Origin of the sequence: Natroniella sulfidigena, assembly GCF_023223645.1 — a bacterium.
GTDB lineage: Bacteria > Bacillota > Halanaerobiia > Halobacteroidales > Halobacteroidaceae > Natroniella > Natroniella sulfidigena.
This window is the reverse complement of the sequence record NZ_JALKBY010000017.1, coordinates 56,329-72,607: the sequence shown is the minus strand read 5'-3', so window position 1 is coordinate 72,607 and position 16,279 is coordinate 56,329. Positions and strand designations below refer to the sequence as shown.

Annotated in this window: 16 protein-coding genes and 1 riboswitch; of the genes, 14 read left to right on the top strand and 2 right to left on the bottom strand. The window is 33.2% G+C overall.

Annotation, left to right across the window (positions count from 1 at the left end; genetic code table 11):
• Positions 1-117: 117 nt before the first annotated feature.
• The 7 genes from MWH28_RS12920 (at position 118) to MWH28_RS11065 (ending at position 7,127) form a co-directional block, all read left to right on the top strand.
• A complete protein-coding gene (locus MWH28_RS12920; protein ID WP_282580214.1) occupies positions 118-252 on the top strand; it encodes a hypothetical protein in 135 nt (44 codons plus the stop codon).
• A gap of 199 nt (positions 253-451) precedes the next feature.
• Positions 452-2,188, top strand: coding sequence for an indolepyruvate ferredoxin oxidoreductase subunit alpha (iorA, locus tag MWH28_RS11090; RefSeq protein WP_248619446.1), 1,737 nt, complete (start codon positions 452-454; stop codon positions 2,186-2,188).
• On the top strand, positions 2,189-2,758 hold the full coding sequence (locus tag MWH28_RS11085; protein ID WP_248619445.1) for an indolepyruvate oxidoreductase subunit beta: 570 nt from the start codon (positions 2,189-2,191) through the stop codon (positions 2,756-2,758).
• Positions 2,759-2,803: 45 nt separating this feature from the next.
• Positions 2,804-4,102 carry a phenylacetate--CoA ligase family protein gene (locus MWH28_RS11080; RefSeq protein ID WP_248619444.1) on the top strand — a complete coding sequence of 433 codons (1,299 nt, stop codon included), beginning with the start codon at positions 2,804-2,806 and terminating at the stop codon, positions 4,100-4,102.
• Between the two features lie 145 nt (positions 4,103-4,247).
• Positions 4,248-4,673: an ACT domain-containing protein gene (locus tag MWH28_RS11075; protein ID WP_248619443.1), complete on the top strand. Its 426-nt coding sequence runs from the start codon at positions 4,248-4,250 to the stop codon at positions 4,671-4,673.
• Positions 4,674-5,001: 328 nt separating this feature from the next.
• Positions 5,002-6,543, top strand: coding sequence for a cardiolipin synthase (cls, locus tag MWH28_RS11070; protein ID WP_282580213.1), 1,542 nt, complete (start codon positions 5,002-5,004; stop codon positions 6,541-6,543).
• Between the two features lie 95 nt (positions 6,544-6,638).
• Positions 6,639-7,127 (top strand): Spy/CpxP family protein refolding chaperone, encoded by a 489-nt coding sequence (locus MWH28_RS11065; protein WP_248619442.1) that lies wholly within the window; start codon positions 6,639-6,641, stop codon positions 7,125-7,127.
• Between the two features lie 62 nt (positions 7,128-7,189).
• Here the strand turns inward: MWH28_RS11065 and MWH28_RS11060 are convergent, their stop codons facing one another.
• The gene (locus MWH28_RS11060) at positions 7,190-7,882 is read right to left on the bottom strand and encodes a rhodanese-like domain-containing protein (protein WP_248619441.1); all 693 of its coding nucleotides are present in this window, start codon (positions 7,880-7,882) and stop codon (positions 7,190-7,192) included.
• Between the two features lie 477 nt (positions 7,883-8,359).
• Between MWH28_RS11060 and MWH28_RS11055 the strand changes: the two genes are divergently transcribed.
• From MWH28_RS11055 to MWH28_RS11035, 5 genes are all read left to right on the top strand, one after another.
• Positions 8,360-9,004: a TetR/AcrR family transcriptional regulator gene (locus MWH28_RS11055; protein ID WP_248619440.1), complete on the top strand. Its 645-nt coding sequence runs from the start codon at positions 8,360-8,362 to the stop codon at positions 9,002-9,004.
• Positions 9,005-9,141: 137 nt separating this feature from the next.
• Positions 9,142-9,369 (top strand): hypothetical protein, encoded by a 228-nt coding sequence (locus tag MWH28_RS11050; protein WP_248619439.1) that lies wholly within the window; start codon positions 9,142-9,144, stop codon positions 9,367-9,369.
• Complete coding sequence (locus MWH28_RS11045; protein WP_248619438.1) at positions 9,329-9,766, top strand: hypothetical protein; 438 nt, start codon at positions 9,329-9,331, stop codon at positions 9,764-9,766. Before MWH28_RS11050 ends, MWH28_RS11045 begins: the two co-directional genes overlap by 41 nt.
• A gap of 210 nt (positions 9,767-9,976) precedes the next feature.
• A complete protein-coding gene (locus tag MWH28_RS11040; RefSeq protein WP_248619437.1) occupies positions 9,977-10,813 on the top strand; it encodes a methyl-accepting chemotaxis protein in 837 nt (278 codons plus the stop codon).
• Between the two features lie 457 nt (positions 10,814-11,270).
• On the top strand, positions 11,271-12,410 hold the full coding sequence (locus MWH28_RS11035) for an MBL fold metallo-hydrolase (RefSeq protein ID WP_248619436.1): 1,140 nt from the start codon (positions 11,271-11,273) through the stop codon (positions 12,408-12,410).
• A gap of 86 nt (positions 12,411-12,496) precedes the next feature.
• On the opposite strand, the gene MWH28_RS11030 is transcribed toward MWH28_RS11035, so the two are convergent.
• Positions 12,497-13,603 carry an HD-GYP domain-containing protein gene (locus MWH28_RS11030; RefSeq protein ID WP_248619435.1) on the bottom strand — a complete coding sequence of 369 codons (1,107 nt, stop codon included), beginning with the start codon at positions 13,601-13,603 and terminating at the stop codon, positions 12,497-12,499.
• A gap of 348 nt (positions 13,604-13,951) precedes the next feature.
• On the opposite strand from MWH28_RS11030, the gene MWH28_RS11025 reads away from it, so the two are divergent.
• A complete protein-coding gene (locus MWH28_RS11025) occupies positions 13,952-15,583 on the top strand; it encodes a methyl-accepting chemotaxis protein (RefSeq protein ID WP_248619434.1) in 1,632 nt (543 codons plus the stop codon).
• A 246-nt stretch (positions 15,584-15,829) separates the two neighbouring features.
• Positions 15,830-15,912: riboswitch (cyclic di-GMP riboswitch) on the top strand.
• A 90-nt stretch (positions 15,913-16,002) separates the two neighbouring features.
• Positions 16,003-16,185 carry a Spo0E family sporulation regulatory protein-aspartic acid phosphatase gene (locus MWH28_RS11020; RefSeq protein WP_248619433.1) on the top strand — a complete coding sequence of 61 codons (183 nt, stop codon included), beginning with the start codon at positions 16,003-16,005 and terminating at the stop codon, positions 16,183-16,185.
• Positions 16,186-16,279: the final 94 nt, after the last annotated feature.

The following is a 16,279-nucleotide window of genomic DNA, read 5'->3' as shown; positions in this document are numbered from 1 at the left end:
AATCAGCAGACAACCTCGCAAGTTCCTTCTAGGAATCCCCGTTCGTGAGCTTTGCGAACGGGCGGGGAGGATGTCAAGTTAGTATTTTAGCTAAAATTTAGAATAGCTAAGGAAGTAATGGAGCATGATAGATTGGATTTTGCTACTGAAGGATTCTCTTTAATGTACAAGAAAGATAAATTAATCAGAATTTTTGTAAAATTAGAAGGAAATATTTATACAATTATCGAAGTTATAGTTAAAGAGGAATAGATCATTATAAAACTACCAGAAATAGGTAGTTTAAAGCTTATATAGATACTTGAGGAGGTGTATAGTTAGAAAGTTTTAGTGCAGTTGAAAATAATCAAAAGTGAGTTATTGAATTTAGTTAAGTCGTTTAAAGTTGGAATTATATTATAATAGTAGAGAAGTTTATAAGCTCTAGATTAAAAGAGGAGGAGTAGAGAAGATGAGAAAACTTATGCTTGGAAATGAAGCAATTGCTAGGGGTGCTTATGAAGCAGGAGCAACTGTAGCTACTGCCTATCCTGGCACGCCGAGTACAGAGATAACTGAGAATGTAGCAAGATATGAAGAAATAGATACTGAATGGTCGGTTAATGAAAAGGTAGCCTTGGAAGTAGGGATTGGTTCTTCTATTGCAGGGGCTAGAACCTTGGTTTCAATGAAGCATGTAGGTTTAAATGTGGCAGCAGACCCACTAATGTCAGTTTCTTATCCAGGGGTTAATGCTGGTTTGGTAATAGCAGTGGCTGATGATCCTAGTCAGCATAGCTCGCAAAATGAGCAGGATACAAGGTATTATGGAAGGTTTGGTAAGATTCCGGTTTTAGAGCCTGCTGATAGTCAAGAGTGTAAGGACTTTGTAAAGAAGGCTTTTAAGCTGAGTGAAGATTTTGATACGCCAGTAATTGTTCGGATCAATACTCGGATCTCACATTCGCGGGGTCTGGTTGAATTAGAAGATAGGATTGATTTTGAATTAAAAGAGTATGATCAAAATCCTAATAAATATATTGTAGCACCAGCAGTGGCTAAGAAGAGAAGAGTTGTGGCTGAAGAAAGGTTGGCTAAGTTAAAGGAATTTGCTGAAGATAGTGAACTTAATCAGGTTGAATATGATAAGAAGGATGTAGGGATTATTACTAGTGGAGTTGCTTATCACCACTCTAAGGAAGTTTTTGAAGATGCTTCTTTCTTAAAGCTAGGTCTGTCTTATCCATTACCACAGAAAATGATTGAAGATTTTGTTAATCAATGTGAGACAGTTTATGTAATTGAGGAGCTAGAGCCGATCTTTGAAGAGCAGATTAAATCATGGGGGCTTGAAGTTATAGGAAAGGATGTACTACCTACTATTGGGGAGTTAAATCCTGCAATTATAAGAGAGGCAGTTTTGGGGAATACGAAAGAAAAATTAGAGCTTGAGCAGGAGTTTCCTATTAGACCTGCTGTTTTATGTCCAGGGTGTCATCATCGAGGAGTCTTTTATATTTTAAAGAAGTTAAAGCTTCATGTTTCTGGTGATATAGGTTGTTATACATTGGGAGCTTTCCCTCCATTACAAGCTATGGATACTTGTATCTGTATGGGAGCTAGTGTAGGGATGGCCTTTGGTTTTGAAAAGGCTAGAGGTAAGGAGTTTGCTAAAAAGTCGGTAGCAGTAATCGGGGATTCTACCTTCTGGCATACAGGAGTTAATGGTTTGATAGATCTAGTTTATAATCAAGGAAACACGACTGTAATTATACTTGATAACTCAACTACTGCTATGACCGGTCATCAAGAGAATCCATCTACGGGTTATAATGTTAAAGGTGGAAAGGCACCTAATATTAGTTTTGAAAAATTAGGGAAATCAATTGGTATTGAGCGGGTGAGAACGATTGATGCTTATGAGATAGATGAAGTAGAAAGGATAGTTAAGGAAGAGACTGCAACTGAAGAACCTTCCTTAATAATCACTAAAAAGCCTTGTGTACTACATAAGAGAGCTGATGTTATTAATGATCCATTAAATATAGAGGGAGATTTATGTACAGGCTGTAAGAAGTGTCTTGATATAGGTTGTCCTGCGATTTCATTTACTGGTGAGACTGTTAAAATTAATGAAACGCTTTGTGTAGGGTGTGAGCTTTGTACTGAGATGTGTAACTTTGATGCCATTAAGAAAGGAGCTAACTAAATGGATATAATTATTGCAGCAGTAGGCGGTCAAGGAGCATTACTTGCTTCGAAGGTATTAGGAAGGTTGGCCCAAAATAAGGGTCTAGATGTAAAAATGTCGGAAGTACATGGAATGGCTCAAAGGGGTGGTAGCGTAATTACACATGTTAGATTTGCTGAAGAGGTAAACTCTCCTTTGATTGAAGAGGGTAGTGCTGATGTGGTGTTGGCCCTTGAAATGTTGGAGGGAGCTAGATATATCTCCTATCTTAAGCCAGGTGGAAAGTTGATCACGAATACGCAAAAGATTGATCCTATGTCTGTAATCATCGGTCAACAGGAGTATCCAGCAGAATTAAAGGAGCAATTAAGTCAGTTAGATTTAGAAATCATTACAGAGGATGCTCTAGGATTGGCTAAAGAAGCTGGTAACATGAAGGCGGCTAATATAGCATTAATGGGTGTGTTGGCTAAAAATACTGAGATTGAGAAGGAAGAATGGTTGACTGCGATTAAGGAGATTGTTCCAGAAAAGTTCCAAGAGGTTAATATTACAGCCTTTGAGTTAGGGTTTAATAGTGAGGTATAGATTGAAGTAGATAGATAATAATGATACAGGGAGGAGTTTAAATTAATGATCTGGAATCAAAAGTTTGAAACTATGTCGCGTGAAGAATTGAGAGAGTGGCAAGGAAAGAAGCTTGCTGAAACTGTAAAGCGGGTGTATCATAATGTTCCTTTTTACAGAGAGAAGTTACAGGAGGCAAATATTGTACCTGAGGATATTAAGAGTATTGATGATTTGAAGAAGTTACCATTCACTACTAAGGAGGATTTAAGGGATAATTATCCTTATGGCTTATTTACTGTTCCAATGGATCAAATAGTCAGGGTTCATGCTTCTTCAGGGACTACAGGTAAGCCGACTGTAGTAGGTTATACTCGTAATGATATTGCTACTTGGTCGGAAGTAGTAGCTAGAACTCTTCAGTGTGCTGGTGTAGGAAGAGATGATGTAATTCAGGTAGCTTATGGTTATGGACTTTTTACTGGAGGTCTCGGATTACATTATGGTAGTGAGCGAGTAGGAGCTACAGTGATTCCAATTTCAGGAGGTAATACTAAAAAGCAGATCCAAGTGATGCAGGATTTTGGTAGTACAGCAATTGCTTGTACCCCTTCTTATGCACTTTATCTTGCTGAAGCAATGGAGGAGCTAGGGGTTGATAAAGATGAGCTTGATTTGAAGGTAGCAATCTTGGGTGCTGAGCCGTGGACTGATGAGATGCGATCTGATATTGAGGAGAAGTTAGGAGTTAGAGCAATAGATATTTATGGGTTGAGTGAGATTATTGGCCCGGGAGTCTCTAGTGAGTGTGAAGCACAGGCTGGCTTACATATTAATGAAGATCATTTCATCCCTGAGATAATTAATCCTAAAACTAAGGAAGTTGTTAAGCCAGGTGAAAAGGGAGAGTTGGTCTTTACTACTGTTACTAAAGAGGGATTACCGATAATCAGATATCGAACGAAAGATTTGACAACTTTAAATTATGAAGAATGTGAATGTGGTCGAACGACTGTCAGAATGCAGAAGTGTTTAGGGCGTAGTGATGATATGTTAATCATCAGAGGAGTTAATGTCTTCCCGTCCCAGATAGAGAGTGTCTTGCTTGAGATGAGCGAAACGAAACCTCATTATCAACTGATTGTTGATCGAGTAAATAACCTTGATGTATTGGAGGTTCAAGTAGAGGTAGCAGATGAATTCTTCTCTGATGAGATTAAAAAGTTAGAGCAGTTAACTAAAAGAATTAAAGGGAATCTAGAAAGTACATTGAGAATAAGTGCCAAAGTGCGATTAGTAGAGCCTAAGACTCTTGAACGAACAGCTGGTAAATCACAAAGAGTTATTGATAAAAGGGATCTCTAGATAGGAAAGATCCTATTAAGGATTTTTCCATCACGAAGAGTTCAAACAACTCGTAGGGCCAGTAATGAGTAATTTGCAATTAGTAGAGATCGAAAAATAAAATGTTATTTTGGAGTTGTTGATCTATAAAAAAGGAGGTTTTAAGATGTTTATTAAACAGTTGTCGGTCTTTTTAGAGAATAGGTGTGGCCGATTGACAGAAATCACAGAAGCGTTAGGTAATGCAGGAGTTAATCTAGCAGCCTTGAGTATCGCTGAGACTTCTGAATTTGGGATTATAAGAATGGTTGTTTCTGATTCTGAAAAAGGTCTTGAAGTATTAAAGGAGAAGAATTTTTCAGTCAGTTTAACTGATGTAATTTGTCTATCTACTCCTAATGAGGCAGGTACCTTAGCAAAATCATTAAGAATTTTAGCTAATGAAGGGATCAGTATTGAGTATATGTATGCTTTTTCTATGGGAGAGCGGGCATTGGTAGTGATTAGAACGGAAGATTTGGAAGAGACTGTTGATGTTCTTAAAGAGCATGATAGAGAGTTGTTAAAACCGGAGGAGCTTTATAATATTTAACTCTTGCAAAACGGTTATGGAATAGATAAAATTGAAGATAAAAGAAAAGATCAGATCTATTTAAGGTCTGATCCTTTCTTTTGTTTTGAAGTTATTAGGTCAAAAATCTTAAATTTGATTTATGATAATTAATATAGAATTTACATCATAATATTAATAAAGGCCTTGAGTTGAAATTTATTTACATAAAGGAAATGAATATATTATTATAGAAGGAAGAAAGAGTACATAAACCCTTATCTGAAGTAGAAAAAAGTTAAAGGAGGAGAATCTAAGTGACTATCAAACTAATTGATGAAATTAAGTTATTAGAGGATAAGTCAAGAAAATGAACTTTATCAAGAAATTTTTATTCCATAGGATTACTTTCTTAGCTGTTGCTATATTAGTGCAGTTGATAGTTTTGATAAGGGTAATTTTAAAATTTAATGAGTATTTTGTTTTTTTCTATGGGGGAAGTATACTTATCAGTATAGTTGCAGTATTAGGTATTATAAACAATTATATGAATCCAATTTATAAAGTGGCCTGGATTATACCTATCTTGTTATTTCCTGTTTTTGGAGGTTTGTTTTATATCTTCTTTGCTGGGAAAAAGTTGCATAAGCGAGCTAAGCATAAAATGACATTAATAGGGGATAAGATGAGTGATGTATTACAACCTAAAGAAGATATTTTAGAAGAGATAGAAAATCAAAGTAAAGTTGCTGCTAACCAGTCAAGATATATTCAAGACTATGCCTATTCTCCCCCTGATTGTAATACAACAACTGATTATTTTCCAATTGGAGAAATGAAATTTGAACAGTTAAAGGAAGAATTAAAAAAAGCAGAAGATTATATTTTTTTGGAGTATTTTATTATTGAGGAAGGCGAGATGTGGAATAGCATACTTGATATATTAGTAGAAAAGGCAGCAGAGGGTGTCGATGTTCGTGTTATCTACGATGATGTAGGTTGTTTATTTACTTTACCTTATAAATATAATGAACAGCTTGAAATGAAGGGGATTAAGTGTTCTGTTTTTAACCCTTTAGTTCCTGTGTTGTCCCCTGTTCTTAATAATCGGGACCATCGTAAAATTATAGTAATTGATGGTCATACAGGATTTACAGGTGGTATTAATCTAGCAGATGAATATATAAATAGCTTTGAAAAATATGGTCATTGGAAAGATTCTGCTATTATGCTCAAAGGGGAAGCTGTATGGAGTATGACTGTGATGTTTTTATCTATGTGGGATTACCTTAGAGGGATTAAGGAGGATTTACAAGAATTTAAGCCTAATTATAATTTGGTAGCTGATAATTCAAAAGATGGTACTGGGTATATTCAACCATTTGCAGATAATCCATTAGATGGTGAGACTGTTGGGCAGATAGTTTATCTTAACTTGATTAATAAGGCTCAAGATTATGTTTATATTATGACTCCTTATTTGATTATTGATAATGAAATGGCAACTGCTTTATCAGCGGCAGCTAAAGGGGGAGTTGATGTTCGTATTATTACTCCTCATTGTGCAGATAAGTGGTATGTTCATGCAGTTACTAGGTCTTATTATAGAATTCTCATTGAAAATGGAGTCAAAATCTATGAATATAGACCGGGATTTGTTCATGCTAAAAGCTGTGTAGTAGATGATGAGTATGGTGTTGTCAGTACGATAAATATGGATTATAGGAGTTTATATTTACACTTTGAATGTGGGGTTTGGATGTATGATTGTAGTAGTATTATTGAAATGAAAGATGATTTTTTTAATACCTTAAAGTTTTGTAGCAAGATTACTATAAAAGAGCTTGAAGATACCGCATGGTATAAAGAGCTAGGGCGTTCAGTATTACGTGTCTTTGCTCCTTTAATGTAATATTTTAAAGAAATCTTATTAGTTTCTTAATAGCTTCTTAATATCTACTCCTTATAATATAAGTGTAAGATAAAAATTAAAGGAGGAGATAAATTATGAAGCGAATTATTAGTTTGGTCTTGGTTGGATTATTAGTTCTAGGAATGTCATCTGTGGTTTTTGGGTATGGTAGAGCAGGAACAAGGGGACATATGATGTCTCAGGGTGAGTATAGTAATTATAATCTAGACTTATCAGATGAGCAGTTAGAAGAGATGAGAGCTTTAGAAGATGAGTATTACCAACAAACAAGGGAATTAAAGGATCAACTACGGAGAAAAAGAGATGATTTAAGATATTTATATTCCCAAGCAGATGCCAGTCAAGATGAGTTGGCCCGATTACAGAACGAGATCAGTATTTTAAATGAAGAGCTAAGAAGCTTACAAGATGAGTATCAGTTAGCTAAAAGAGATGTTTTATCTGCTGAACAGTTAGAAAAAATGAATAGTACTGATTTTGATTGTCATGGAACTAATGGTAATACTTCTAGTAATAGAAGGGATAGAGGAAATAGAGGTAGTGGAATGATGAGCGGTTGGTAATTTGAAAAAATAAAAGAATAATAAAAGATTAGTAAAGAATGGCTTAAATTTAAGCCATTCTTTTAATTGTTTTTTATAATATCTCCTTGCCAGGCATTCATTCCTCCAGACATATTCTTAACTTTATTATAATCAGCTGTAACAAGCTTCTTTGCTGCTTTTTTACTTCTCCTTCCTGAAGCACAGACAGTAATTATCTCTTCTTCTTTAGCCAATTTATCTAAATTATCTGTTATCTTTGTAACAGGGATATTTATAGAGTTTGGAATATGCCCCTCTTGATACTCTCTTTTTGTTCTCACATCTATAATCTGCGGTTTTGTTTGATTTAATTTTTGAGCAACTTCTGTAGCTGAAATATTTTCTACTTTATTCCTCCCGAATAAAAAATTAAACATTAGCTTTCCTCCTTGCTTTATTTTATTTCCTACTTTAGTCCAGTAAGGTAAATTATTTAATAAAGTATTTAATTCATTTCTTTTAAGATAACCAATATGTCGTGCTATGACTCTTCCATTGTTAAATAATAATAGTGTTGGAGACTTATCAACATTATAATTTCGGGCCAAGCTCTGATTCTTCGAAATATCAATTTCCACTAACTTTAGATCTTTAAGGTCAAGATTATTTATAATAAACTTCTTAACTTCTTGGCAAGCTAAACAGTAATCATAAGAGAATTCTAATAAGACTGGACTTTTAGAAGTTAAGACTTCTTTTTCAAATTCTTCTGAGTTGATTTTAGTGAAGTGCAATTTAATCCCCCCTCGTAAGAGTAATTAATAGTTAATAATGAATAGTGAATAGTTGTAAAAACAGTCAACACTGTCAAGGAATAGTTGATACATAATTTTCTAAGCATCTTACTTTTATTGATATTAAGCTTAAGTTTAAGGCTAAGGTTAAGTTTAAGTCAACCACTAGAAACATAAGGGCTTAGCTCTTACTTAGACTTACCTCCGGGTTTATAAAAACCCTTCGTAATAAAAACGATTTACTCAAACTTAAACTGAATTGTAATTAGATTTCACTGCAAAGATAGCCCCCACGTATAGGGGTGTATGTAGATTATAATATATTCTCCTATAAGTTGTCAAGGATATACTTTTAAGATGTCCCTTATTAAAACTTTAAATAAGGGTTGACAAGGAAAAGTTTTTTTAGTACGATATGACTATGAAGTCACATGACCTAAGAGTCATATCAATAATTTTAGAGAAAGGGGAAAGTTTATGCCTAGTGATACTTTTTTTAATCTACCACAAGATAAACAAGAACGAGTATTAGATGCTGCTATTAAAGAATTTTCAAGATTTTCTTATCATAAGACGAGTATTAATCGGATTGTTGAAGAGGCCGAGATTGCTAAGGGGAGTTTCTATCAGTACTTTACGGGGAAGAAGGATCTCTTTAAATATATTATTGAGTTAATAACAGAGAAGAAGATGGTTTATTTATCGCATATTATGAGTGAGAAGGAGAGTTTGGACTTCTTTGAATTATTAAGAGAGATCTATCTAGCTGGTTTTCGTTTTGGTAAGGATAATCCACGTTTGCAGTTAATTGCTTTTCGGATTATTAATCTGGATAATCAGCTCAAAAAAGAGATTATGAATAGGAGTAAAGATAGAAGTGAACAATTTTTTATTCAGTTGTTAAAAGATGGGGTTAATAAAGGGGAGATTGATTCAGAGATTGATCTTGAGTTTACAGCATACTTAATTACTAAGTTAAATATGTCGGTTTTAGAAGATTATTTTGTAAAGAGGTTACAGCTTGATAGTGAAGAGGATATTTTAAATTTAGAAGAGAATGAAATGATGGTCTTTGTTGATAAGCTTTTAAGTTTAATTAAACATGGAATTAAGAGTGACTAAGAGGAGGTAGAAAAATGGCTTTATTAGAATTGAAAGGGGTAGAAAAGATCTATCAGCAAGGTAAGGTTGAGGTGGCTGCTTTAAGGGGAGTCGATCTATTTTAAAATGTAATTGATTTTGAGAGTGGACATCTACAAGTGGTTAATCAAGACTATTGGGAGGAAAGAGATGAGTTACCTTTAGATAATTTAATAACAGTCGATGAACAGTTAAAAGATGACTTAGCTCAGATTCCAGATCTGAAAGCTTATACATCACAGGTTAGATTTCTTGCTAATCTCAATAATGGTCTAGATGAATTGTCAGTTACAGTTGTAGGAATTGATGGGAGAGGGGATCTATGGAGCAGTTTCTTATTATCCTGATAGTGACGATCAAGTCTATCTAATAGGTGGTGATTATAGCTGGCAGCTAAGAGATGTCAATCAACTCTTTTTTCAGTTTGAGTATTTAGATGATGGAGCGATGATAATTAATAGTCTCTTAGGTGGAATAGATTTAGAAACAGAGGAAAGAAATAGATTATTGGTAGGGATGATCAATTATGAACTGGATGATTTTTCTAGCCTGCAATTGAATACTACTTATAGTTTGGATGATGGAAGTTTGATGTTGGCCCCGGGCTATAGTAATCAAGTTGCTAGTAACCTTGATTTTGAGATCAATGGTGGATTCTTTATTGGGGATGAGGGGGAGTTGTTTGGTTCTGGAGGCAGAATTCCTCAAAGGATGGTAGAGGTTAAGTTCAGCTATCCATTTTAGTTAATTATAATGGTTTTTCTTTTAGTCAGGTCTTAACTAGATCTGGCTTTTTTATATTTTATAGCTAGGAATCAATTATTCTTAATATTTCAAACAATACAAAAAGTCTTTTTATGTAGAAAAAAATAGAATTTTTTGTTATAATTAATTTGTACATAGTGGAGGAGTATTTAGTAAAGTGGTTTTTGTAAATCAAGGAGGATTTAGATAATGCATAACAGATTAAGGTCTTTTGTGGATGTGACACCATTTTTAGCAGCAGCAATGGTTGAAGATTGTGCAGTAGGAGTAACTGATACTGAGAAATTTATTGCTTATTGTTCTGGAGAAAGGATTGATGTAGGTATAGAGGTGGGGATGCCAATTGGTGATGATGCTATTTCGTCCGCAATGAAGGAGAATAGAACAATACAGACCTTTGTTCCAAAAGAAGTTTATGGGATACCATTTATGGCTACAGGAGCTCCAATCCATGATGATGATGGTAATGTGATTGGTGGTTTTGGCTATGCTATTGATGTAACTGAGAAAGCAGAGATGGAAGAGAAGTTGCAACGAATTTCTAATGAATTGGCTAGTGCTATGCAGCAGACTAGTGCGAGTACTCAGCAGGTTACTGTTAATACAGAAGATTTAGCTGATGATTTTTCAAAGATGGTTGAAGAGGCAGATAAGGCTAAAAATTTATTAACAAATATTGATGAGATCTTAAAAATCATTAAAGATATAAGTCGAAAAACAAACTTATTAGGTCTTAATGCTTCTATAGAAGCAACTAGAGCTGGAAAATCAGGTCAAGGTTTTAAGGTTGTTGCTGAAGAAATTCAAAAACTGGCTAATCGTAGTGAAAAATCGGTTAAGGAAATTACTGACTACCTTGAACATATAGATAATAGAGTGGGAGGAATTGTTGAAGCGATTCAAACTAATGATGGTCATTTTCAAGAACAGAGTGCGGCTATGGAAGAAATTACTGTTAGTGTTGAAGAACTTAGTGGAATGGCAGAAAAATTAAATAATATGGCGGCTAGATTATTTTCTGAATAAAGTTAAAGATTAAGAAGATAGTTTAATTGTCTAGTTAGATGAGAATTAAAACTACTCTGGATATAGAAAACCTCCCAGTATAATATTATACTGGGAGGTTTTTTATTAAAATTACTGATTAACTGTAATCATTTGTAATCCATCTTGTGATATTATTTTCATAAGCAAGATCGAAGATATATTCTCTATCTTCTGCGATTTGATATACTTTATGCTTAGCAAAGAAAGCTGAATTAACAGGCATTAATAACTGTTGGTCCGTATTTACTTCCTCTTTTTCTCTCTTCAGTCAGAATAATTAATTTACGACCAGGGTATAGGTCATAAGAGTTTTTATACCATTCAGTTCAATATTGTTGTAAAATCATGCATTAAATTGACGGGCATGATTTTACATTAGTTAGCCAATGATGTAGAATGAAATGAAATACAATCTATTTTAGTAAGGAGATAAAAGATGAAAAACAAAAAAATAGTTTTATTAATTGCAATTATTGCTCTAGTCAGTTTTATTTCTGCTTGTAATAATGAAAAAGAGGTATTTGCTCAACAAGATGATATTGAGTTTGAAGATGATCATGTTGAAGCTGAGCAAGAGTTTAACGGAGAAATTAGAACCCACTTTATTGATGTTGGGCAAGGCGATGCAATCTTGGTTAAGGCGATTGAAGGTGATGACAGACATAAGATGTTGATTGATGCTGGTACAAGGTCAGCAGGTTCACAGGTTGTAGAGTATTTGAAAGATTTAGATATAGAAAAGATTCATCTAGCGGTAGGTACTCATGCTCATGCTGATCATATTGGAGGGTTGATTGAAGTTTTTGAGACCTTTGATGTTAAGAAGGTTATTGATCCAGGGGTGGAGCATACTACAATTACCTTTGCTGATTATCTAACTGCCATTTATGAGGAAGAGATAGAATTTATTGTAGGGCGAGCAGGGATGAGTGTAGGATTAGCAGAGGGGCTAGATTTTGAAATAATTCATCCTGCTGAGCCGTTAACCGATAATTTGAATGATGAATCTATTGTAGGGCAATTAAGGTATAATGATGTCGGATTTCTCTTTACTGGGGATCTTGAAGCAGCTGGAGAAGAAGAGGTTTTAACTAGAATGGACGATCTTGAAAATCAAATCCTTAAGGTAGGCCATCATGGTTCTGCTACTTCGACGAATCAAGATTTTTTAGCTGCTGTCAATCCAGAGGTAGCAGTGATTCAATCTGGTATAGATAATAGTTATGGTCATCCTGCCGATGAGGTTATTGATAGATTAGCTGGGGCAGAAGTAGATATTTACAGAAATGACTATCAGGGCGATGTAGTTATCTCTACAGACGGTGTTGATTACTGGATTGAGGATAATCCTTATCAACCAGATCAAAAGGAAGAAAAGATGACTGATAAAATAAGTATCAATACAGCTGATTATGAAAAATTGCAGGAAATAACTGGAGTTGGCCCGGCGATAGCAGAGAATATTATTGATTATCGGCAAACTCGCAGTGGATTTAACAGTATTGAAGAGATTAAAAATATTTCGGGAATAGGAGAGGTTAGATTTAAAAATATGAAAGATGAGATAAAAATCTAATAAAAGTCAACATTAGAAATAAAAAAGCCTCTTGTTTTTAATCACCAAGAGGCTTTTTTTTAGCGTTATAGTGATTAGTTATAAAGTTAAATAACTTCTTCAATCTGATAATCAGTCAATTCTTCTTCCAAATTAACTGTCAAGGGTTTATGAACTTTTCTATTATTGACCTTTAAAATCTGAACTAATGGCTTTGAAATGTCATTATTAAGTTCTATTACCGCTCCTTCTAATAAGCTGTTAACTTTATGATTATACAGTCGTACCCTGCTACCAATAGGAAATGGAACTAGATAGTGTAAGATTTTTTTGAGAATAGTACTATCCAGCTTATTATCTTTTGTCATAGAGATTAAGTGTTTGATTACTTCCTCATTTTTTAAACCGGACCGATAACTTCTATTATTTTGTAAAGCATCAAAGATATCTGCTATAGTTACTATTCTAGAAAAAGGATGGATCTTATCTTTGGTTAATCCTAAAGGATAACCAGAGCCATCACATTTTTCGTGATGCTGATAGGCTATAGTGGCAGAAACTTCAGATATTTTAGTACATGACTTTAAAGTTTGATAGCTATACAAAGAATGTTTTTTAACTTGTTCAAATTCTTTATCAGTCAGCTTGCCTGGTTTATTTAATATTTTAGAAGGAATCTTTAATTTACCAATATCATGTAATAAGGCTCCCATACCTAATGATTTCAGCTCTTGAGCATTATAGTTTAAAATTTTACCAAATATAACTGATAGGATTGCTACATTAGTTGAATGAAAAAATAATTCATCATTTAATCTTCTAATATCTCGTAAATTAACAAATAAATCTTCACAATTACAAATATCATTTATAATTTCATCAATTATATTAATCAACTCTTCTTTATTTAACAATTCTTCTTGACCTTTAGTATTATTATCTAGAGTATCTGGCGGATCAAAAATAGTCATATACTTTTTAACGGTAGATACTGCTAATTTTTTTATACTTTCTTTTACTAAAGTCTTTTTCTTGATTTTTTTAAGTAATTCATTCTTTATATAAACATGTGTAATTCCATAGTTCTTCAATTTATTGATAGTATTTCTGCTCAATTTGACCCCTTCTCTTAATAATATCTTTCCATCAGAAGAGTAGATACTTTTTGATAAAACATTCCCTTCTTCTAAATTGCTCACCTTGGTTAAAACCATCATTAGCCCTCCAATATTATTTAACTTTAATTCTTATGTAAATAGACCTTATAGTTTTAATTTGATATATTGGGACTAATATCCTGCAAAGTTTTACATTTTAATTAATAAATATTATAATTTTAGATTATTAAGATTTAATCAACATAATATAAAAATATTACCATTGAACCTCAGATTAAGAGGACAGCAATGGTTATTTTAAGTGTAGCCCTTAGAGAAAAATAAGGTAAAATTAATAATAATAGTCATCAATAGGGAGGAATGTAGTCTGGTTATGTCGAAAAATCATAATGGCCTCATACTATTTCCAATATTAAAGTTATAAAACTGAGAGGAGAATTTAAGATGAATAAACGGAGAAGTAAAATATTATTTTTATTAGCACTAGGGTTTTTATTTCCTCCCTTAGTCTGGAATTTTATTATGTGGTTTTTTGAAATAATCAGTATTGATGAGCTGATTACTTTAGCCTCAGTTCCTGCACAAGGGATATTTGCAATTGGATATATTTCTTTTGTTTTTTTCAAGACTGATAAATATTTAAAAAAGATAGAAGAATATAATCAAGAACAGGAAGGCTTAGAGGAGGTTCAAAAGATAACATCCTTTTTCCCTAAATTTTATCTGATTAATATTATTATTTACTGTATTGTAGGGCCAAATACAGGAATGTTAATGGTAGATTTTTTAACCAGAATGGAATATACATATGGTTTATTATTGGGGTTGACTCTTATTTTATTATTCAACTTACCTTTTTTCAATTCGATAATTTATCAATTTCAAGAATATGCTGCAGAAATTCCTTTATCTAATGAAAATAAGTTTTTATCACTAAAGACTAAACTAGGGATTAATATTATTGTTACGACTGTTGGAATATTATCGTTATTCAGTCTATTTAATCTTATAGTCTTTAGCCTCGATTTGCAATTAGAGTATGGTGAATTAATATTTAAGAATATCTTTTTGATAATTATCAGCTTAATTATATGTTGGATTAATTTTATTACATTGTCTAAGCAGATTATTAAACCTTTAACTGCATTGATTTCTCAAGGAGAAGAAGGAGATTTTACTAAAAGGTTATCATTTTTTGTTAGAGATGAAATAGGAGAGTTAATTGCCACTTTTAATTTAATCATTGATAATTTTCAAGGGGTAATTTCTAAAATAAACAATACAGTTGAAAATCTATCAGCTTATAGTGAGGAATTATCGGCTTCAGCGGAAGAAGGGAATGCTACTATAGAGACTACTAATGATTTAATTCAAAATATCTCAGCAGGTATTCAACAGATTTCAGTTAGTGCTGAAGAAGTAGCAGGTTTTTCTCAAGAAGCTACTTCACAGACTGAGTTAGGTAGTCAAAATATTGAGACTACAGTAAAGAGTATTGAAGAAATTAATCAGGTGGTTGAAGAGACAGTAGGGGTAATTGCTGATTTAGATAATACATCCCAAGAGATAAGCCAGATTATTGATTTGATTAATAATATTGCAGAACAGACCAACCTATTAGCTTTGAATGCAGCAATTGAAGCAGCTAGAGCAAGTTCTATGTCTAGTGCAGAAGGGGGACAAGGCTTTGCTGTGGTAGCAGAAGAAATAAGGGAGTTAGCAAGTCAAACTGCTGAAGCAACGGGTCAAATTGCTAATTTAGTTAGAAGAACACAGCAACAATCCCAAGCAGGTATAAAAAAGATCAAAGAAGTAGCAAAAAAGACTAAGCAAGGTCAAAAAATTGTAGAAAATACAGGGGATGTATTTGATCAAATTAAGAGTTCAGTTCAAAAAACATCAAAACAGATAGAACAGACTGCTAGTGCAACTAATGAGTTGGCCCAGGATAGTGATGAAATAACAAATGCAACAGATGATGTAAATAATATGTCTGTAGAGATTTCTAATTCATCACAAGAGTTAGCTAAAATGGCTCAAGAATTACAGGAGTTAGTAGCTGAATACAAGATGTAAGACAATTATGTGTCAGTTTTGTGTAGAAGTGTGGGTAAGGTCAAAAACATAAGGGCTAAGGTTTTGCTTTTGCTCATACACTACTCATATTTGAATTAATCACAAGAACAATTTTTTAGGATTTTTATTCTTATTTGACAATTATTAGATAAGAATGTATAATGAGATCAATCAGAAATTAAGATAACATATATTATGTCAATTGATGTAAATTTATACCATAATTTAAAAATGAATATAGGATTAATATCATAAAGAAACGATGAAGTATAGCTTGTATCTGGTCGCTTGAGCTATATGGAGTTAGTAGCGAACCCACCTTAGAATTTAACTATTCTAGGTTTTTTTATTTTCAATCAAACTCACTCATCACGTTCTTGTTTTTTGGACTGTTAAGATATAATAGGGAGGTGCCTGCAATGTCTAATATTAAGGAATTGAAAGAAAAAATAAGTAGATCAAAGTTAAAGCTTTCAGAAGTGATAGAGAAAGAACGAAGCCTTGTTTCTGAAGAAGTGGTCAAAGAAAGTCAAAAATTAGATCAATCAATAGTATCTTTCTATAATGTACAAGCTTCGAATGAATTATATCTGGCTGAATGAATAATAAATTAAGAGGTTAACGGGTCAAAGTTTGTGATTAGATTAGTGACAATTGGATAGTGATAGTTAACAAAAAATTCCTGACTATTATAGG